Here is an 18,943-nt window from a genome sequence, read left to right on the forward strand (position 1 = left end):
TATGCCCAGCGTTGGTCGATCGAATGCTTTTTTCGACAAGCGAAAGACCAGCTGAAGCTCGATGGGTACCGCGTTCGTCAACGTCGGGCGGTGAAACGGTATTGGATCTTGGTGCAACTCGCTTATGTGTACAGTATGGTCGAATCCAACAGCGATTTCTCTACCGGGCTTGACTTCCTTCGAAAGAAGAAAGGACATAGCCTCGTGGAGTTTATTTACGATGCAGCGAAACAAGATATTCCCATTGATGTCGTTAAAAAACAGCTTCATGTGGCATAAGGGGTACTCCGTTTGTCTCTTTTTACATGGTAATTATTGTAATGAAAATTGCTCAACTACAGTAACATAAATAGAAATTCTAATATTTTTCTAATGTTTTTGTATACATTTTTTATATTTTTTATATTTTTGTATATTTTTTAAAAAAATATTAACTTCTTTTTAAAAGATTTATCTTCAGATTTTCTATTAAAAATTCAAACCGGTGTCCCTTTCCCGGCATCTCTAGAATTCATTTGGGATAACAGCCAAAAAACCTCCCGATTCTTTCCTGAAGCTCGCGAATGCAACTATAAAATTTTTATCAAATGGAATATTATTATTTTTTGGTTATTTTTAATTGAAAAGTCATTACCATTCTATTTTCCCATGTTGTTCTCGCCAATTACATTGTAATTTTGAAGGAATAAAAAAAGTACTTTCACCAACAGGAAAGTACTCTTTTGCAAAATGTCTATTTAAGATTCCAAGTATTGCTTCTTCCATTACATAACTTGCATCTGATATAGATTCGCAATCTGTTTTTCATGCTCCCAAAATTCAGTTAAGTTTATGCCTGAAGACATGGACTCATAATTATTTTATTTTTGCGAGATGATATTTATTATTAATTACTACCGCAACTTCTTTGTCCGGACTTACATCTTTTATGCTGTATACCCAACCAAAATTTAAATGAATTCTTTTTTCGTCTTCTTCATTTGGAACAATTTCAACTTTTCTAAGCTCTTTTTTGCTTAATATCTCATTCTTTTCATTAATCGTAATATTTTCCGAAACTTTTCCGATAGGTTCATTTAACTCGTCGGGATCTACTTCTGATTCTTGGATAACATAAGTTTTTCCCTCATAGCTTATTTCCTTGAAATTTTCTTTGTTCAATTTATATTTCGGCAATTTTTTATCAATAGCCATATTTTGGGATGCTGTTTGTTTTAAGTCACTTAAAAGCGAACAGCCTCCCAAGAGGATTGCACCAATTAATAAAAGCAATAGTATGGAATTTTTCATTTCCACTATATTCTCCTCCTTTCCATGCTTTTTACTTTTATTATTCATATGACTTATCTCCTTCCCAGCGATTAAACCAGATTAAGCCGATTATTGTTACTAATATAAAACATATAATTGCAGGTACAATACCTTTAAGTAGTTCTTGGAAATAAAGATTCGACAACTGCATTCCAAAGGCATGTTTTGCCTCAGGCATTAATAACATGGGAACTTGTGAAAGGCGAACAGTCCAAGCCCAAGGAATAAACTGCCATATGTTATCTCCTACGACAGTTGCCCCAATTATAGCTGAAATAAGGAAGCCTCCGCCTCCGATCGCTATAGATGCTCCCATCCCTAATGCAAAGCTGATGAGCATATGCATGGAAAAAAGTATAAGTGAGCCAATCACAGACAACAGTACTCCTTGCAAAAATAGATCATAATGAATATTATCTACGTGCAATATATATCTCATTCCCAACAGCATAAGGAAAGTTGCTAAGAATATATCCACAATTGCTGATAAAATCAGCAGAAAAAGTTTGCCAAAGTAAAATTTTGCTCTTGAAACGGGACCGGCCAACAAGTTAATAAAATTTCCTGATTTTTCTTCCTGATATGAAATAAGACCAGTAAATAAAGAAATAATAATAGGTAAAGAGACGGTCAGTACCTCAAAAAAACCCCCATATATCTTAATTTGCCATGATGAAGGATCATTGTACCTGGAAAAATACCATAACATAAAGATTGGATAAATGATCGGTGTTACAAACACGATAAGCCTGATTGTTGTACGTTTTGTCTTTATCCATTCCGAAGACAGAATTTTCAGAAGAGACATTTCAGTTCACCTCTTTTTTTGAAAACCAGAACGCTGTTACAAATGACAATAAAACAAAAAATACAATGGAGACAGCAATTCCTATTGGAATAACGGAAGGATCCAACAAAGGACTTCCTTTCTCCAATGGAACTCCTTTTGGATGAACTCCTACAATAGGAGACATCAGTCTCATTCCCCAGCTCCACGGAATATACATCCAGTAAGATTCCGGAGCCATTACTACTCCTATTATGATCCCTATCACGCTGACAATAACAGAAATCACCGTTCCAAATCGCTCTGCCAAAAACAAACCTATAGGGATGTATGCCAAAGATGTGATCCAAATTGTAAGACTGGCCAGTATGACTACAACAGCTGATGTAATGCTGTTGGGCAGTAATAATTTTAATATTAACAGCAAAATGATAAGTTCAATTGATGAGAACAACGTATAATAGGCAATTACAATGATTTTACTGAACCACATACGTGTAATGCTGATATCATGGCATCGTAAAGCTCTGTAGTTTCCCGACTTTTTTTCTCTCATTGCGGAAAGTGACGCGATCAATGCTGTCCCTAACGGAATAAATATTAATGGCCACCAATTAAATACCGTGTATTCGAAATAATTATATTTTGAATTAATGGTAGGCATGGTAATCATGGCATATAGTACAAAGAAAAAAGGGGCAATATATACAAGTTTTTTTGCAAATGTCCGCTTATATTTTAAACGTTCTGATTGTATCATATTCAGCATTATTCACATCCTCCTTCATTATCCGCTGACTACATCTATAAAGAATTTTTCTAAATCTTTGTTTTGCTCTATTTCACCCTGATATTTGAGTTTTCCGTTTTGAATAATGCCAATATAATCCGCCAATTGTTTTACCTCTGGTAAAATGTGGCTTGATAAGATGACAGTCATTCCTTGCTTCGGGAAAGATCTTATAAGTTTCCGCAACTCTTGTATACCCAGCGGATCAAGTCCGTTTGTCGGTTCATCGAGAATAAGAAGTTTTGGATCATTTAAAAGTGCTTTAGCAATACCCAATCTTTGCTTCATACCAAAGGAAAACTGCGATACTTTCTTTTTGCCTGTATTCTCCAAACCGACAATTTCCAGTACCTCTTTTATTCTTGAATTCGGCAAATTTAATAATTTTGCATGAACGAGTAAATTCTCATACGCCGTTAAATTTCCATAAAGAGCCGGTGATTCGATAAGCGCGCCGATATCTTTAAGGTCTTTTCTGCTCCATGAATGACCATTAAAGATAATTTCTCCGTTTGTAGGACGCAAAAGCCCTGTTAACAATTTTAAGATGGTTGATTTTCCGGCACCATTCGGTCCAAGCAATCCATAAATCGTGTTTTCCTTCACTCTTAAAGAAACATTGTCAACCGCAAGCTGTTTACCAAAAGATTTGCTTAAATTATTGGTTTCCAAAAAATACTCTTCCATTTCTATTCTCCTTTCAAAGTTAAAAAGCTTTAAAAATTTTATGTTTTGTTCCTTTACATTCCACCGTATCCGCAAGTGGCTACATAAACGGCGCAGTACCGGGACTTTATACAGTTAAGCGATTATCCTTAATCTCCGTTGGATATAACAAATACATTGAAGAAATTAATGCATTTTTTGATTCATCATTCATCCACAATTTCATACTAACTTTTCAATATAAAGTTTTTATAATAATCACGATTTTTCATTAGAGAATTGACGGGATTTAAAAACGTATTGTATTGGGTATGCATTATTTAGTACGTGTCCATGCCTTTACATTATTTTTTATATATACTTTAAAAACATAATTTTTTTTCAAGACAAAATAAAAAGTGTCTGATCAAATGGTTTTATCAGACACTTAATTTCCTGAAAACTATTTTGTTCTTCATCCAATGATTTAAAAACAAAATTAAGGTAAATTTAATCTAATTTTAGCAAAAGAATTATCCCGGCTTGCTCGTAACGTACCGTTGGCATATCAATTGCGGGAAATTTTAACATAACACGCGAGAAGTCCCCTTCCTTCATCGCAGACGGCACGTGTCTGTGAGATCAGCGACAACCCGCTGATCGCCTGTTCTATCGAGGTGGACAGTTCAGAAACCCTCACTTCAACCTATGGTAAGTGGGGGAGGTTCATATGAATAAAGGATATTGGAAAAGCCCGTTTCATTGATATTCAGAAACGCGCTTTTCCAAATAGTTATTTTTTTATGAGCAACGCGCAACACTCCACATGCGCCGTATGTGGAAACATATCCACCGGCTGTACTTCCGCCGTCTTATAGCCGCCGTCTTCGAGGATGCGGAGATCGCGAGCCAGCGTGGCCGGATTGCATGACACATACACAACGCGCTTCGGCTTCATGGCGATAATCGTCTGGAGCAGCTTTTCATCGCAACCTTTGCGCGGCGGGTCCACCACAATCACATCGGCGACATTCCCTTCCTCATACCAGCGCGGAATCACCGTCTCCGCTTCCCCCACCGCGAACGTCACATTATCCATTTCGTTCAGGCGAGCATTGCGCTTCGCGTCCTCAATGGCCTCCGGCACAATCTCTACGCCAAACACGTGCTTCGCCTTCTGTGCCAAAAACAGTGAAATCGTTCCGATCCCGCAGTATGCATCGATCACATTCTCCTCGCCCGTCAACGCCGCGTACTCCAGCGCTTTCTTATACAACCGCTCCGTCTGAACCGGATTCACCTGATAGAACGAACGGGCCGAAATCGCAAACTTCACGTCGCCAATCGTATCATAAATATACTCTTCGCCCCACAGCACCCGCGTCACATCGCCGAAAATGACGTTTGTCCGCTTCGTATTGACATTCTGCACGATACTTTTCACACCCGGTATCGCTTCCACAAGCTCCTGCACAAGCGCTTCCGCATGCGGAATCCTCTCGCCGTTCGTTACGAGCACAATCATCACTTCGCCTGTCGCAAAGCCTACTTTCGTCACCACGTGCCGCAACAAACCGCTGTGCGCCTCCTCATCATACGCACGAATGCCGTATTTTCCGGCAATTTCTTTCACACGGGCGACGACTTCATCGCTTTTCTCGTGCTGAATCAGGCACTCCTTCATATCGATAATCTCATGCGAACGCTGGGCATAAAAGCCCCCAATCAAGCCGCCTTCTTCTTCTCCGATTGGCACCTGGGCCTTGTTCCGATAGCGCCACGGATCTTCCATGCCGATCGTCGGATGAATAAGAGCACCTTCAATCTTGCCAATGCGGCGCAGATTCTCTTCCACCAGCTTGCGCTTAAATGCGAGCTGTGCATCATAATCCATATGCTGCAACATACAACCGCCGCAACGCTTGTATATCGGGCATGGCGGTTCCGCGCGGCTTGCAGCTGGCTCACGGATTTCCATCAGGCGCGCGTAGCCGAATTGCTTCTTCAACTTAGTTGCCTTTGCTATAATTGTTTCACCAGGCAATGCGCCCGGCACAAACAGTGTATATCCCTGATAACGCCCCACACCATTGCCTTCATGCGAAAGATCTTCAATGACAAGCTCTACCGTCTGGTTTTTTTTCAGCGGAAGTCCAGCAATAGCCGTGGCAGCCTGTTTTTTCTTGCGTGATGTATTTCCCAATCTGCTTCACCTGATTTTTCGTAAAATTTGACATTCCACACGCCTATAGGTTTGGCTTGTATATTTACGAATCATGCCAAAACACCGTTTCTTTAAATCGTTCTTCCACTTTGTTTACTAATACCTTTCGACCATATCTAGGACAAAAAACCAAAGAATAATTAATAAAAAATTGTTGTTTTAGGCATTCTCTTAAAGGGGATACCAAACAATGCCATCTTTCATCCCACGATTGAAACCATGGACGTTCAGACGGCATTTCTATAAATTTCAACGAATCAACTGAATATGGCGCGGCAGCGCCGTAAACTTACATGGCAGAGAGCTTCCCAGCTCACCGTCCAGGTTCAGGTCAACTCGTTTGTTTGAAGTCGCTTTTAATTGTTTCGTCTGAAAATGAATCACGTTTGGATGTTTGAAATGTTCGCCTTTTAACGCCATCGTAGCGATGCGAATAAACTCCGGCAGCGATGTTTTCTTCAACACAATACAATCAAACAAGCCATCATCCAATTTTGCCTTTGGCATAAGCTTTTCAAATCCGCCCACGGAGTTACTATTGGCGATAAGGAAAAGCATGATTTCTTCATCGATTACGATATTATTGTCTGCCTCAATTCGTACACGCATCGGCGAAAGAAACGGAAGCTTCTCGATCCCTTTAATATAATAAGCGAGCTGACCAAGCATCGTCTTAACTTTGCTTGGCACTTCGTATGTAAGCGTGGTGAGCGAACCGCCACCGGCGATGTTAATGAAGTATTTGTCATTAATTTTACCGATGTCAATGGGAGAAGGCTTTCCTTTAGCGATAACACCAACCGCTTTAGGAATCGAACGAGGAAGTCCGATAGCGCGGGCAAAATCGTTTGTCGTGCCCGCGGGAATAATGCCAAGCGCAGGACGGTAGCGCTGTTCCGCGATTCCATTAATCACCTCATAGACGGTTCCGTCTCCTCCCGCAGCGATAACCAAATCAAACCGATTCTCCACCGCTCTGCGGGCCGCCAGCGTCGCGTCCCCTTCCCCTTTAGTCGCATGGCACGATGTCTCGTAGCCTGCTTCTTCCAGCGTATTTAATATATCAGGAATCCGTTTGCGCACCTCTTCCCGGCCAGCAGACGGATTATAAATAAGCCGAGCTCGTTTCAATCCGTATCCATCCCATCCATAAATTTTCTATAGTTTATCATACCTTCTTTTCTTTCGTTTTAAAAGATAGAGCGGTATTCGCTCCTGTGCTCCGCTGAAAATCTGTTAAACATTCATAGGCATGGCAAAAAACAGTGTGACAATTGTTCCTGTTTTGCCACAACTCTTTACCTTAATCCTACCACCGTTTGCTGTAACGATTTTTTTCACGATCGGTAGCCCCAGGCCCATACCGACCTTCTTCGTGGAGAAAAATGGATTAAAAATTTGTCGTCGTGTTTCCTTATCCATTCCTCTTCCGTTGTCCGCAAAATATACACATGCCTTGTTTTTATGCAGCTTTGTCTTGATGCAGATAGACATCGTCGGCTTGTCTTTTGCTTCGATGGAATTAGAAAAAAGAGAGAAAAAAACTTGCAGCATTTGATCAGGGTCAATAAAAAGCGGATAAGCGTCCAGTTCCCGGGCAAGATGAATTTGAAAGTTGATGTCCTGATTCGCCGTGTCTTTTGAAACCAAATAGCTGAATTGTTTTATGAGCGTGTTGATACAAACCTGTCGTTTCTTCGGAACAACCGGCTGGGATAATAGCAAAAAATCTTCGATCGTTTTATTTATTTGATCGAGTTCGGGGATTAAAAGATCTAAAAATATCACCGCATTCTCTTCCCCGACACTTCGCGAAAGATATTGCAAATACCCGCGCACCGTCATCAAAGGATTCCGTACTTCATGAGCCATTTTAACAGCTATATCGCCGATGAGGGAATAATTCGCCCTTTCCTCCTCGTTCGGACACACAGCCTTATCCATCTGCATTCTCCTTACCATAATTATTGTATGAACACTCCTACCACCTGCGTTTCACTCAGAGGCAATGAAAAGTTCTTAAGCCAGCTTATCAAAGCTTGCATATTCATCCTTCTCCATTTATTTCCCGTTATTTTTATGCCTTGTCTTCAAAAACTAACCGTGTAGCTATACGCTACTCCATCCCTTGATTTTACTTTAAAAATTAGTTATTTTCAATCGCTTTGCAACTTATCGCTACAATCATTTTAGCGGTACCAACGGCTACAGTATAATGTATCGGGAAAGCAAAAAGGTGGGATTGTTATGCTTGGTGATAGGTTAAAAAAACTTCGCCAACAAAAAAATTTGACCCAAGAGGAAATCGCAAAACACTTAAACATTTCCCGCGGCACTTACGCGCATTATGAGATAAACAAACGCCAGCCCGATTTTGCTACGCTTCAGAAATTCGCCGATTTTTTCAACGTTTCAACAGACTATCTTCTCGGACGTATTGATGATCCTGTTTCTCCCCCGTACATTCTCCGTGATCCTTCTATCGATATTTCCTCCTATGAAGGATATGAAGAACTTTCCCCGCAAGAGCAGGAAATCGTGAAAGAACAAGTCCGCAATACAATTAAAATGCTAAAAAAATTAAAACAGGATAACAAACAGTGACATAAAATACAAAGCAGGCGGAAGTCTCCCGCCGCTTTCCTTTATAAAAAATGACATTTGAAAGCCCGCTGGCTTTAGCTATGGGATGAAAAACGTAAATTCTCAAAAATAAAAAAACTCGCAGGTACTCCGCGAGTTTTCCCTTATATATAATCAAAACGAAAAGCTAAAGTGCACGATCGAGCAAATCCATAATATGAATCGCTTCCATTTTGTCCTGCATGCCCGCGCGGATAATCCCCTGTTTCATCTGCAGCAGGCAGCCAGGATTGGATGTAACAATAACGTGCGCTTTTGTCATCTTCACATTCTCCATCTTGTCGTCCAGAATCCGCATGGACATGTCAAAGTTAGTGATATTGTAAATACCAGCTGAGCCGCAGCAGCTGTCCGCGTTGATCATTTCAATGTATTCAACACCAGGAATGCTACGGAGAAGATGGCGCGGCTGGTTACGGATCCCCTGACCGTGCGCAAGATGGCAAGAATCCTGATAGGTGACGCGCAGGTTAAGTTCCTTTTTGAATTCCAGTTCTGGCAATTCCGCAAGTAACTCGTTCGCATCACGCATTTTGGACACAAAATTCATGGCGCGCTCTTTCCAATCCGGATCGCCATGGAACCAGTGATGATACTCCTTTAAAGCTGCCCCACAACCGCCAGCATTGTTCACAATAAGATCGACACCCGCTTTTTCAAATGCTTCGATATTCCGTTTCGCAAGCGCAATGGCACCGTCTTTTTCTCCAGCGTGAGCGTGTAGCGCACCGCAACAGGCCTGATCATCAACGAATACAACTTCACAGCCCGCCTTGGTCAGCACGCGGGCAGTCGCCTGGTTTGTTTCGTAGAACATGACATCCATGATGCAGCCCTTAAACATACCGACCCTTAATTGAGCTGGCTTGCCTTCCGGTTTCATCACTTTCTGACGCTTTTTTCTCTCGGTCGGAGAAGCAACTTTGTGGACGGACTGCTGCATTTCTGCCAGCGGGCGTGGCAGAACGTTAATCAATCCGGTTTTCCGGGCCAGCGTATGCAGTCCGGCCGCCTGGGCTGCCCAGAGCGCGGTTCCCAGCTTTTCTATACGCTCCGGATACGGGAACAATTGATTGAACACCAAATTGCGGATAAATGGGAGTGTCTTTTCTTCTTTCTTACGTGTTTCTACGACTTCCCGCGCCGTTTCCACCAAACTGCCGTACGGAACACCTGCAGGGCAAGCTGTCTCACACGCGCGACAACCAAGGCAAAGATACATATTGTGCTCAAACTCTTCATCCACGGCAAGCGCCTTCTGCGCCACACCTTTCATAAGCGCAATGCGACCGCGCGGGCTCGCCACTTCTTTGCCTGTCTGACGGTATGTTGGACAGGATGGCAGGCAAAAACCGCACTGCATACAGTTCATAATCTCATCCATGTTAAACTTGCTTAACAGGGACATATCCTGTTTTTCACAAGCTGGCGCTGTGCTTAATGTATCAGCTATGAGTGTGCTCGCATTGTTTGTATCCGCAGCCATCGCCTTTTACAACCACCCTTCTTCTCGTGCTTTTTGCAAAGATTTTTCCTGGGTTCATAATGCCGTTCGGGTCAAACGCTTCTTTAATCCGTTTCATCACTTCCATACCAACCGGACCGAATTTCAAATCAAGGTAACCGGCTTTCGCCATGCCTACGCCGTGCTCACCCGTGATCGTTCCGCCCAGCTGAATGGCGGTATGAAAAATTTCTTCAAACGCCTGCTCAACGCGGTGAATCTCCTCTTTATCCCGCTCATCCGTAAGACATGTCGGGTGCAAATTGCCATCTCCCGCATGACCAAATGTACAAATCTGTACGCCGTATTTCTGTGCGATATTTTCTATCTGCTCGACCATGGCCGCCAGATTCGCGCGTGGTACGGTCGCGTCTTCCAGAATGGTGGTCGGCTTCACGCGCGCCAACGCGGATAACGCCGAGCGGCGGGCCGCCATTAAACTCGCTCCTTCCTCCACCGTCTGAGCGGTACGGACTTCTGTGGCGCCTTCAGCCCGGCAAATGTCCGCGATTCGCTTCATATCGTGTTCAACTTGCCACTCGGAACCGTCCTGCTCGATGATAAGCATCGCTTTCATGTCAAGCGGTAGACCAATTCTCGCAAAATCCTCGACCACCGTCATGGTCGCCTGATCCAGAAATTCCATGGTCGCCGGAATAATTTTGGAGGCAATAATGCGCTGCACGGTTCGCGCAGCCGCCGCCAGGTCGTTGTAATAGGCCACCATCGTTTGTTTTGCGGCCGGAAGTGGCAATAATTTTACGGTGATTTCCGTAATGACAGCCAGCGTTCCTTCCGAGCCAACGAGCAGCTTCGTTACATCGTATCCGGCCACGTCTTTTGCGTTCTTTCCGCCGACACGTAACACGTCTCCGCTCGGCAATACCGCTTCAAGCCCCATCACATAGTCTTTCGTTACTCCGTATTTCAAACCGCGCATACCGCCCGCGCACTCAGCTACATTCCCGCCCATAGTGGAAATGCGCATACTGCCTGGATCTGGCGGATAGAAAAGTCCAACCGCTTCCACCGCTTTGTGGACATCGGCCGTGATCACGCCTGGCCCAAATGTGGCGGTAAGATTTTCTTGATCGATTTCTTTAAATTCGTTTAAACGGTTCATATTCAATACGATGCCACCTTCAACAGGAACCGTACCGCCACACAGGTTCGTGCCCGATCCGCGCGATACAATCGGAATCCGGTGCTTGTTCGCCACTTTCATAATCGCTGATACTTCTTCCACACAGGCTGGAATCAACACCACATCCGGCATCGCCTGGTAGAGCGGCGTAGCATCATACGAGTACACGTATAGTTCATTTGGTGAATCCAAAAAATAATTCTGACCGACGATACTTCGCAACTCGCTTTTTATCTGTTGATCCATATTGTTTCCCCTCTCTAATCAGCAGGTCATCAGATGAATTTGATGTTTAGTCTACCATACTTTTTAAAAGTTTTGTAGAGTATAAAAGAAGGTACATACTTTTAGTGACAAGAATTTTTTCTAAGGAGAAACGAAAAGGCATGAGTTTAATCAAAAAAAGCTATCAGGTTGTGGCGGACGGTTTGCAGAAAATGATCGAAGAAGGAATTCTGCAACCAGGCGCCCGTCTTAAAACAATTGATAAATTGGCCGAACAATATGGAGTCGGAAAATCAACCATCCGCGAAGCGCTCAGCCAGTTAAAAGCGCGCGGGTTGATCGAATCGCGGCAAGGAGAAGGAACATTCGTGAAGCAGGACGCGACTGACGCGCTTAAAGCGCTCCCCGCGCTTCTCATCAGTAACCGGGAAGAGCTTACACATCTTCTCCAAGTCCGTAAAATTATTGAATCCGGCTGCGCCGAACTCGCGGCACTACACCATGACGAACATGATGAAAAAACGTTACGTGAAATTCTGGATAATATGATGATTTCAAGAGACAACGAAGAAATGGGCCGCATTTACGATATCCAATTCCATATGGCGATCGCACACGCCACCAAAAATCCGTTTCTCAGAAATATAATGGAAAGCATCTCAGAAGCGATGAACCAGACCATCCGTGACTACCGGAACCTTTGGCTTTACAGCAAAGACGGTTCTTCCACCCGACTGTACCAGGAGCATTCGGAAATCTTTGAAGCCATACGCAGCCGAGACCCCAAAAAAGCGCGCCGTATGACTGAAAAACATTTGGCCCGCGTCGAAAAAGCGCTAGAAGCAGGCTTGCTGTAGCCAAAAAAGAGCCGCCTATCTTCTAAGATGGGCGGCAATTGTTTCTTCAAGCCAGAGCACGACGCGTTGATCCGGAAGGTATGCTCTGCCGCTGTAGCGGTGCGGGATTCCGGCCAGCCTTTTTGGAATCGCTTTTTCTGTATAATAGCCAGGACTGAGAAACACAGGCACCACGATAAGACGGCCTTCACCGGATGCTGTCCTGGCACGGCTTGCGATCGTATCGGGATGAATGGTCGCATATACAGCTCCCTTCAAACCAAGTTCGCAACACAAGGTGGAACCGAGGCCTTCGAGCATCTGTTGCCAGCGTTCTTTAAAACCAGGCACATCGCTACCGTGTGCAACCAGCATAAGCATTTCCTCGGATGGACGGACGGAAAACTCGCGGACACGATCATGGAGCAACTCCCGGATTTTTGGGTGGTCATTCATTGGCTCTGTCCAAATCACTCGTGCTCCGATTGACAGGGGATGTCGCCATGTCTTAATATCCAGATGAGAAGTGAAGCCCAGTGCATAGCGAATTTCCTGCAAATGTGTACTGCCGCTTGAAACAAACAACGGAACCACGATAATTTCTTCTACTCCCTGCGCTTCTAGCCTTTTCATTCCTTCTCCAATGGTGCGACCTTCTACCATGTCGAGGAACGCAGCCTCCAATGGACACGCAGCATGAACCTGTTGTAGCAATTCTTCTACTTTTGCCACCCATGTTCTATTACGGGAACCATGGCTAATCACAAGTACACCCTGCTTCATTTTTCATCAAACTCCGATTTAATTAATTGGTTTAATGGGTATATTACTACGATATTATAAAATTTTCAAGATGAAACGCGCAGGGTGCTCTCTTTATTCAAATTTCTTCTCTCCTCTTCTCAAAAGCCACCTGAGTGACATCGTTCAAGGCTTGCCGATTAACCTCCAGAGTCAGAGAAGCGGCATTTCTCCCCCGCCTATAGAGGCAGGGGACTTTTGCCGTATTTGAGTTGAAATTTATAATGATACATATTCTGATCCGCCTTTTGAATTAATTCATCAAGACTTTTCCCGTCATCAGGATAAACTGCGGAACCGACAGAAACAGAAAGATCAATCCCCCATTTTTTAGAAAGCGGATGAATATGATTACTAATTCGCTTTATCACCTTGTGGGATTCGATTTTTTCTGTACAGGGAATGAGAAGAACAAACTCATCGCCTCCCCACCTAACTACGACTTCTCCTTTCCCTTTTTTGCTAACTAATGAAGCACAAATACTTTTTAAAGTTAAATCACCATATTTATGTCCTTTTGTATCATTAATATCTTTAAAATTATCAACGTCTAAAAGAAACAGGTTTATCTTCTCCTGACTCCGCCTTGACTTCTTTACCATTTTAGGAAAGATTTTATAAAGAAATCTTCTATTGTACGAGTTTGTTAGATAATCCTTTTCAGAAAAAAATTTGTACTCATCATACTTTTTACCCATATACCAAAAAATAACAAGTGAAAAATAAGTGACAAACATCACAAATATATCCATCTTTTTACTATGATTACCTATATAAAGGTAATAGATCCATATAAGTGAATGAGCCAAAAATAAAAAAGACAAAAGTAATCTTCCAGTATATTGCTTCAAATCAAAATTCCTCCTTTATCATTCTGCTTTTATATACATCTGACTTGATATTTCGACGTTTGCATGGTAGTCATCTGATTTTTATAGGACTGAGTCATTCTATAAAAAACGCCAACTTTAGAAAACAGTTGGCGCAACAGGACTTTTGGAGCTGTTCATAAATGAACTGTTTAATTTACACACTTTATTATTTAATTGAAAGAATATTAAGTTGATGAATGAATCAAGTTTAAAACAAAATAGTCTTTTTGTTAGATTTTACAAAAAAACCCATACCTTATTAAAAAAAAATGAAATTAATGGTTACAAAGAGAATTCTTCCAAGGCTTTACTTACCATTTCATCATTAATTCCAATGTATCGCAACGTAATCGAAGGACTGGAATGACCAAAAATATATTGTAACATTGCAACATCTTTCGTTTTTTGGTAAAAGTGGTAGCCAAATGTTTTTCTTAATGTATGAGTTCCGATGGGCCCTTCTACTCCGCAAGCTTTTGCTGCAGTATGTATAATTTGCCACGCTTGAATCCTGCTAATAGGGCGCTCCCCTTTTTGCGAAGGAAAAAGATACTCTGAATCTGCCATTTTTCGCGTATATCTATCAATCTCCCTTCTCAACGTCTCATTTATAATCGTTTTTCTTATGTTTTTTGTTTTCTTCTCTTTGATAATTAAATAGTTGGTATATTTAACATCCATAACCCTAAGAGGTAGGATATCACTAATTCTTAAGCCTGAATTAATCCCAAAAGTGAATAGTAGATAATTCCTGTATGAGCGGTGTAAAAGATACTCTTTTATCTCCTTGATTTTTTCAATATCACGGATCGGTTCTACTGTATTTGCTCCTTTTTTTACTGCCATAAAAATCACTCCAGAATGTAAGATTTAATTTAATTTTTTATTCAATATGTTAAATTGTTCTTTTGGCTTTTATTATCTAAAAAACGAACAAACCCTTTAAAATCAATCATTTAGCTTATCTCATTTTAAAGAATATAAAATCTAACAAAAAGACTAATTTGTTTTATATTTTGCTACGAATCAAATACTATTTTTAGTAAAAAAGAAGCGGGGAACTTATGGATAATATCAAATTTTCAGAAAAAGATTTAGATACGATTCTTTCAAAAAAAATGTTTTATCATCTATACCAACCTCTTTATAATCTTTCCAATTGGAAAATATACGGTTATGAAGCTTTTTTTCGGACTGAACAAGTAAATAACCCTGAACTTTTTTTTCTTTTGGCTAAAAAATATCAAAAATTATATGAACTAGATATATTATCTATTTTCCATGCAATAGCAACATATTGGAGAAAACGCAAAGGATTTGAGTCAAAGTTATTTATAAATATATTTCCATCAACCATAATCCATCCTGAATTCACCAGATTTCTAAACGAAGTAACGTCCATTTTCACATTTAAAACAAAAAATATCGTATTTGAAATTAATGAACAAGAAGAAATAACGGATTTTAGCCTTATAAAAAAAGCGATTTATTCGTTAAAAGAACAGGGCTTTCAAATCGCTCTTGACGATGTAGGAAAAGGATTTTATTCTCTGCGGCACCTTATAGAACTAGAACCGGATTTTATTAAATTAGACAAATACTTCTCCCATAACCTGTCGAATTGTGAAAAGAAACAAAACCTTATTAAATCTTTAATTGATTACTGTAACGAGGAAATCGTCTTAATATTAGAAGGGATCGAAAAAGCGGAGGACTTGGCCATCGCTAAGGTACTGCATGTACCAATAGTCCAGGGATATTTATTAGATAAACCTTCCATTTTATAACATTCTCTTATGATAAAAATGATGGACTTCCCTAACATTCTAAGAAAAAACACGGCCAAGCTCTCAATAAGCTTGGCCGTGTTTTTCTACTCGATTACATTTTTGCCAGCGCATCGCGCAGCAACTGGTTGACAAGTCCAGGGTTCGCTTTGCCTTTCGATGCCTTCATTACCTGACCAACCAGCGCACCGATAGCTTTTTCTTTGCCGGCTTTGAAGTCTGCCACCGCCTGTGGGTTGTTGGCGATCACTTCATCCACCATCTGCTTAATCGCGCCTTCGTCACTAATTTGCACAAGACCTTGTTCTTCGACGATTTTCTCCGGATCTTTACCGGTTTCCATCATTTCTCTGAACACTTTCTTCGCGATTTTCGTGCTAATCGTGCCTTTGTCAATCAGCTTAATCATTTGCCCCAGTTGCTCTGGAGTCATTTTAATGTCTTTCATTTCGGCTTCATTGGCATTCAAATAACCGATGACTTCGCCCATTATCCAGTTGGATACAGCTTTGGCGTCTACCCCCGTTTTCACGGCAGCGTCAAAGAAATCGGAAATGTCTTTAGACATTGTAATAACGCCAGCATCGTATTCCGGCAAGCTATATTCGGAAATATAACGGGCTTTGCGCGCATCCGGCAATTCCGGAATGGTAGCGCGAATTTGTTCTACCCATTCGCGGCTAATTTTTAATTTAATTAAATCCGGATCCGGAAAATAACGATAGTCGTGCGCTTCTTCCTTACCGCGCATGGAAACGGTACGGCCTTTTGCCTCGTCCCAGCGGCGCGTCTCTTGTACAACTTCGCCGCCATCGCGCAAAATTTCGGCCTGACGCATTTCTTCATATTCCAAGCCGCGCTGCACATTGCGGAATGAGTTAACATTCTTTAGTTCAGTGCGGGTGCCAAACTCTTTTTGTCCAACCGGACGAAGGCTGATATTGGCATCACAGCGCAGCGAGCCTTCTTCCATTTTTACGTCGGAAACCTCGCAATACTGCATGATCGCCTTCAATTTCTCCAAGTATGCACGCGCTTCTTCCGGTGAACGCAAGTCCGGCTCGGATACGATCTCGACAAGCGGCGTACCCACACGATTATAATCCACGAGAGAGGCATAGCCGCTTTCTGCGTGTACAAGTTTGCCCGCGTCCTCTTCCAAATGCAGACGAGTAATACCAATACGTTTCGTTTGTCCGTTTACTTCAATATCAATCCAGCCATTCTTGCCGATCGGCTGGTCATATTGTGAAATTTGATACGCTTTCGGCAAATCCGGATAGAAGTAGTTTTTACGATCGAATTTGCTTTCTTCGGAGATTTCACAGTTCAGCGCAAGCGCCGCTTTCATCGCGAATTCTACCGCTTTTTTGTTCAGAACCGGGAGAACACCCGGATGACCGAGACAAATCGGACATGTATGCGTGTTCGGCGGCGCTCCAAATTCAGTGGAACAGCCGCAGAAAATTTTCGACTTGGTTGATAACTCAACATGAACTTCAAGCCCGATGACCGTTTCAAATTCTTTCGCCATTCCTTATGTACCCCCTTTACAGCTCAGGACGAGCCTTATGATGTTCCGTATTTTGCTCGTAGGCATGCGCGACGCGTAAAATCGTCGCCTCATCGAACGCTTTGCCGATAATCTGCAACCCAACAGGCAGGCCGTTGCTCGCAAAACCGCAGGGCACACTAATTGCCGGGATTCCGGCCAGATTTACAGGAATGGTACAAATATCCTCCAGGTACATTGTGAGTGGGTCGCCCACTTTCTCGCCGATTTTGAACGCGGTTGTCGGCGCAGTTGGCCCGATGATCACATCATATTTTTCAAATACACTGTCGAAATCCTGCTTAATAAGCGTGCGCACCTGTTGCGCCTTTTTGTAATATGCATCATAGTAACCGGAGCTGAGCGCATAGGTGCCGAGCATAATACGACGCTTTACTTCCGGCCCTAATCCCCGACTGCGCGTTTCGCGATACATCTCAATCAGATTCTCCGCATTGTCCGCACGCACGCCGTAACGTACACCATCATAACGAGCAAGGTTGGAGGATGCTTCGGAAGGCGCAATAATATAATATGTCGGTACAGCATACTCAGTATGCGGTAGCATAACTTCTTCGACAATGGCGCCGAGTCGTTCCAGCACTTTCAACGCTTCCGTAACTTTTTGTTTTACTTCTGGATCAATTCCTTCCCCCATCAATTCTTTCGGCACGCCAACGCGCAAGCCTTGAATTTCACCTGTCAACGCCGAAATATAGTCCGGAATTTCCACATCAGCGGACGTAGAATCAAACGGATCGTGCGCTGCAATCGCCTGCAAAACATACGCAGCGTCTTCAACATTTTTTGTGATCGGTCCGATTTGATCAAGCGAAGACGCAAATGCCACGAGACCGAAACGGGATACGAGACCATATGTCGGCTTCAATCCTACTACGCCACAGTAAGCCGCAGGCTGGCGAATCGATCCTCCCGTGTCGGACCCCAGCGAGAAGTATACCTGTCCAGCCGCAACAGAAGCTGCTGAACCACCGCTGGAGCCACCCGGTACATATTCCAGATTCCACGGATTATATGTGTTGTGAAAACCAGAGTTTTCCGTAGAACCACCCATCGCAAACTCATCCATGTTCAACTTTCCGATCATCACAGACTGCGCCGCATGCAAACGATCCATCACACTGGCATTGTAAATCGGGCTATAGTTAGCCAAAAGCTTACTGGCGCATGTTGTTGTTACGTTCTTCGTTACAATATTGTCTTTAATCCCCGCAGGCAGACCAAAAAGCAATCCCTTCTCCTCGCCGCGGGATTGCTGCTCGTCCAACTCCTTGGCGCGGGCACGCGCATTTTCTTCATCAAGTAAGATAAAAGCTCTCACTTTATCTTCCGTCCGGCCAATGCGCTCAAATGATGCATTCACCAAATCTGAAACTGTAAGCTCCCCTTTATCTATTTCACTATGTATTTCTGTTAGCTTTTTATCAAATAAAGACACGTGGATGTCCTCCTTTCTTATTCAATAACAGCCGGCACTTTGAACTGTCCATCTTCTTCGTCCGGCGCATTGCGCAAAGCTTCCTCGCGCTCAAGGGACGGGCGTACTTCATCGTCGCGCATCACATTATAGACATCAAGTACATGGCTTGTCGGAGGCACGTTTGTCGTATCTAGTTCGTTCAGTTTACCTGCAAATTCAAGAATACTGTTTAATTGTTCTGTATATTTCACCGCTTCCTCTTCCGTAAGATTTAAGCGGGCCAGTTTCGCTACATATTCCACTTCGTTCCGCGAAATCGCGCTCATGTTTCCACCTCCTAATTCTGCTGGCTCTCTCCCGCCTTATGTGCTCATCTAAGGT

20 protein-coding genes are annotated in these 18,943 nt (G+C 42.6%); 4 read left to right on the forward strand and 16 right to left on the reverse strand.

What is annotated here, in order from left to right; genetic code table 11:
• Positions 1-279, forward strand: a 279-nt coding sequence (locus BLR88_RS15410) for a transposase (RefSeq protein WP_139184984.1), incomplete at its 5' end; no start/stop codon positions are given.
• A gap of 351 nt (positions 280-630) precedes the next feature.
• On the opposite strand, the gene BLR88_RS20430 is transcribed toward BLR88_RS15410, so the two are convergent.
• From BLR88_RS20430 to BLR88_RS15445, 8 genes are all read right to left on the reverse strand, one after another.
• The gene (locus BLR88_RS20430; RefSeq protein ID WP_257721576.1) at positions 631-765 is read right to left on the reverse strand and encodes a hypothetical protein; all 135 of its coding nucleotides are present in this window, start codon (positions 763-765) and stop codon (positions 631-633) included.
• A gap of 90 nt (positions 766-855) precedes the next feature.
• The gene (locus BLR88_RS15415; protein ID WP_236781914.1) at positions 856-1,338 is read right to left on the reverse strand and encodes a NisI/SpaI family lantibiotic immunity lipoprotein; all 483 of its coding nucleotides are present in this window, start codon (positions 1,336-1,338) and stop codon (positions 856-858) included.
• Positions 1,331-2,119: a lantibiotic immunity ABC transporter MutG family permease subunit gene (locus BLR88_RS15420; RefSeq protein WP_091261103.1), complete on the reverse strand. Its 789-nt coding sequence runs from the start codon at positions 2,117-2,119 to the stop codon at positions 1,331-1,333. Before BLR88_RS15420 ends, BLR88_RS15415 begins: the two co-directional genes overlap by 8 nt.
• A gap of 1 nt (position 2,120) precedes the next feature.
• On the reverse strand, positions 2,121-2,867 hold the full coding sequence (locus BLR88_RS15425; protein ID WP_057899913.1) for a lantibiotic immunity ABC transporter MutE/EpiE family permease subunit: 747 nt from the start codon (positions 2,865-2,867) through the stop codon (positions 2,121-2,123).
• Positions 2,868-2,885: 18 nt separating this feature from the next.
• Positions 2,886-3,575, reverse strand: coding sequence for a lantibiotic protection ABC transporter ATP-binding protein (locus BLR88_RS15430; protein WP_057899914.1), 690 nt, complete (start codon positions 3,573-3,575; stop codon positions 2,886-2,888).
• A gap of 751 nt (positions 3,576-4,326) precedes the next feature.
• Positions 4,327-5,736 carry a 23S rRNA (uracil(1939)-C(5))-methyltransferase RlmD gene (rlmD, locus tag BLR88_RS15435; protein WP_254778337.1) on the reverse strand — a complete coding sequence of 470 codons (1,410 nt, stop codon included), beginning with the start codon at positions 5,734-5,736 and terminating at the stop codon, positions 4,327-4,329.
• Positions 5,737-6,006: 270 nt separating this feature from the next.
• Entirely contained in the window at positions 6,007-6,888 is an 882-nt protein-coding gene (locus BLR88_RS15440) for a diacylglycerol kinase (protein ID WP_091261105.1), read from the reverse strand.
• Between the two features lie 105 nt (positions 6,889-6,993).
• Positions 6,994-7,701 carry a two-component system sensor histidine kinase NtrB gene (locus BLR88_RS15445; protein WP_057899916.1) on the reverse strand — a complete coding sequence of 236 codons (708 nt, stop codon included), beginning with the start codon at positions 7,699-7,701 and terminating at the stop codon, positions 6,994-6,996.
• 303 nt (positions 7,702-8,004) lie between these two features.
• On the opposite strand from BLR88_RS15445, the gene BLR88_RS15450 reads away from it, so the two are divergent.
• On the forward strand, positions 8,005-8,361 hold the full coding sequence (locus BLR88_RS15450; protein WP_057899917.1) for a helix-turn-helix domain-containing protein: 357 nt from the start codon (positions 8,005-8,007) through the stop codon (positions 8,359-8,361).
• A 166-nt stretch (positions 8,362-8,527) separates the two neighbouring features.
• Here the strand turns inward: BLR88_RS15450 and BLR88_RS15455 are convergent, their stop codons facing one another.
• Both BLR88_RS15455 and BLR88_RS15460 read right to left on the reverse strand, forming a co-directional pair.
• On the reverse strand, positions 8,528-9,808 hold the full coding sequence (locus BLR88_RS15455) for a (Fe-S)-binding protein (RefSeq protein WP_057900434.1): 1,281 nt from the start codon (positions 9,806-9,808) through the stop codon (positions 8,528-8,530).
• A 37-nt stretch (positions 9,809-9,845) separates the two neighbouring features.
• The gene (locus tag BLR88_RS15460; protein ID WP_057899918.1) at positions 9,846-11,294 is read right to left on the reverse strand and encodes an FAD-binding oxidoreductase; all 1,449 of its coding nucleotides are present in this window, start codon (positions 11,292-11,294) and stop codon (positions 9,846-9,848) included.
• 140 nt (positions 11,295-11,434) lie between these two features.
• Between BLR88_RS15460 and BLR88_RS15465 the strand changes: the two genes are divergently transcribed.
• The gene (locus BLR88_RS15465; protein ID WP_091261107.1) at positions 11,435-12,130 is read left to right on the forward strand and encodes a FadR/GntR family transcriptional regulator; all 696 of its coding nucleotides are present in this window, start codon (positions 11,435-11,437) and stop codon (positions 12,128-12,130) included.
• Positions 12,131-12,145: 15 nt separating this feature from the next.
• Here BLR88_RS15465 and BLR88_RS15470 read toward each other — a convergent pair whose 3' ends face one another.
• The 3 genes from BLR88_RS15470 to BLR88_RS15480 form a co-directional block, all read right to left on the reverse strand.
• Positions 12,146-12,892 (reverse strand): sirohydrochlorin chelatase, encoded by a 747-nt coding sequence (locus tag BLR88_RS15470; RefSeq protein ID WP_091261109.1) that lies wholly within the window; start codon positions 12,890-12,892, stop codon positions 12,146-12,148.
• Between the two features lie 197 nt (positions 12,893-13,089).
• The gene (locus tag BLR88_RS15475) at positions 13,090-13,761 is read right to left on the reverse strand and encodes a GGDEF domain-containing protein (RefSeq protein WP_057899921.1); all 672 of its coding nucleotides are present in this window, start codon (positions 13,759-13,761) and stop codon (positions 13,090-13,092) included.
• A 303-nt stretch (positions 13,762-14,064) separates the two neighbouring features.
• Entirely contained in the window at positions 14,065-14,628 is a 564-nt protein-coding gene (locus tag BLR88_RS15480; protein WP_091261110.1) for a site-specific integrase, read from the reverse strand.
• Positions 14,629-14,846: 218 nt separating this feature from the next.
• Here BLR88_RS15480 and BLR88_RS15485 point away from each other — a divergent pair, with 218 nt between their 5' ends.
• Complete coding sequence (locus BLR88_RS15485; protein ID WP_057899923.1) at positions 14,847-15,569, forward strand: EAL domain-containing protein; 723 nt, start codon at positions 14,847-14,849, stop codon at positions 15,567-15,569.
• 94 nt (positions 15,570-15,663) lie between these two features.
• Here BLR88_RS15485 and gatB read toward each other — a convergent pair whose 3' ends face one another.
• From gatB to gatC, 3 genes are read right to left on the reverse strand one after another with little or no spacing between them, the layout of a single operon-like run.
• Positions 15,664-17,103 carry an Asp-tRNA(Asn)/Glu-tRNA(Gln) amidotransferase subunit GatB gene (gene gatB, locus BLR88_RS15490; protein WP_091261112.1) on the reverse strand — a complete coding sequence of 480 codons (1,440 nt, stop codon included), beginning with the start codon at positions 17,101-17,103 and terminating at the stop codon, positions 15,664-15,666.
• Between the two features lie 16 nt (positions 17,104-17,119).
• Positions 17,120-18,580, reverse strand: coding sequence for an Asp-tRNA(Asn)/Glu-tRNA(Gln) amidotransferase subunit GatA (gene gatA / locus BLR88_RS15495; protein ID WP_091261113.1), 1,461 nt, complete (start codon positions 18,578-18,580; stop codon positions 17,120-17,122).
• A gap of 17 nt (positions 18,581-18,597) precedes the next feature.
• Entirely contained in the window at positions 18,598-18,888 is a 291-nt protein-coding gene (gatC, locus tag BLR88_RS15500; protein ID WP_057899926.1) for an Asp-tRNA(Asn)/Glu-tRNA(Gln) amidotransferase subunit GatC, read from the reverse strand.
• Positions 18,889-18,943: the final 55 nt, after the last annotated feature.

It is taken from the genome of Aneurinibacillus thermoaerophilus, assembly GCF_900099925.1.
GTDB classification, from domain to species: domain Bacteria; phylum Bacillota; class Bacilli; order Aneurinibacillales; family Aneurinibacillaceae; genus Aneurinibacillus; species Aneurinibacillus thermoaerophilus.

What these genes read in the sequence shown, in the direction of transcription:
- BLR88_RS15485 (WP_057899923.1), top strand. Translation starts at nt 14,847, where the DNA reads ATGGATAATATCAAATTTTCAGAAAAAGATTTAGATACGATTCTTTCA.
- BLR88_RS15470 (WP_091261109.1), bottom strand. Translation starts at nt 12,892, where the DNA reads ATGAAGCAGGGTGTACTTGTGATTAGCCATGGTTCCCGTAATAGAACA.
- BLR88_RS15450 (WP_057899917.1), top strand. Translation starts at nt 8,005, where the DNA reads ATGCTTGGTGATAGGTTAAAAAAACTTCGCCAACAAAAAAATTTGACC.
- BLR88_RS15420 (WP_091261103.1), bottom strand. Translation starts at nt 2,119, where the DNA reads ATGTCTCTTCTGAAAATTCTGTCTTCGGAATGGATAAAGACAAAACGT.
- BLR88_RS15445 (WP_057899916.1), bottom strand. Translation starts at nt 7,701, where the DNA reads ATGGATAAGGCTGTGTGTCCGAACGAGGAGGAAAGGGCGAATTATTCC.
- BLR88_RS15460 (WP_057899918.1), bottom strand. Translation starts at nt 11,294, where the DNA reads ATGGATCAACAGATAAAAAGCGAGTTGCGAAGTATCGTCGGTCAGAAT.
- BLR88_RS20430 (WP_257721576.1), bottom strand. Translation starts at nt 765, where the DNA reads ATGGAAGAAGCAATACTTGGAATCTTAAATAGACATTTTGCAAAAGAG.
- BLR88_RS15415 (WP_236781914.1), bottom strand. Translation starts at nt 1,338, where the DNA reads ATGAATAATAAAAGTAAAAAGCATGGAAAGGAGGAGAATATAGTGGAA.
- BLR88_RS15430 (WP_057899914.1), bottom strand. Translation starts at nt 3,575, where the DNA reads ATGGAAGAGTATTTTTTGGAAACCAATAATTTAAGCAAATCTTTTGGT.
- gatB (WP_091261112.1), bottom strand. Translation starts at nt 17,103, where the DNA reads ATGGCGAAAGAATTTGAAACGGTCATCGGGCTTGAAGTTCATGTTGAG.
- BLR88_RS15455 (WP_057900434.1), bottom strand. Translation starts at nt 9,808, where the DNA reads ATGTCCCTGTTAAGCAAGTTTAACATGGATGAGATTATGAACTGTATG.
- BLR88_RS15425 (WP_057899913.1), bottom strand. Translation starts at nt 2,867, where the DNA reads ATGCTGAATATGATACAATCAGAACGTTTAAAATATAAGCGGACATTT.
- BLR88_RS15465 (WP_091261107.1), top strand. Translation starts at nt 11,435, where the DNA reads ATGAGTTTAATCAAAAAAAGCTATCAGGTTGTGGCGGACGGTTTGCAG.
- gatC (WP_057899926.1), bottom strand. Translation starts at nt 18,888, where the DNA reads ATGAGCGCGATTTCGCGGAACGAAGTGGAATATGTAGCGAAACTGGCC.
- BLR88_RS15480 (WP_091261110.1), bottom strand. Translation starts at nt 14,628, where the DNA reads ATGGCAGTAAAAAAAGGAGCAAATACAGTAGAACCGATCCGTGATATT.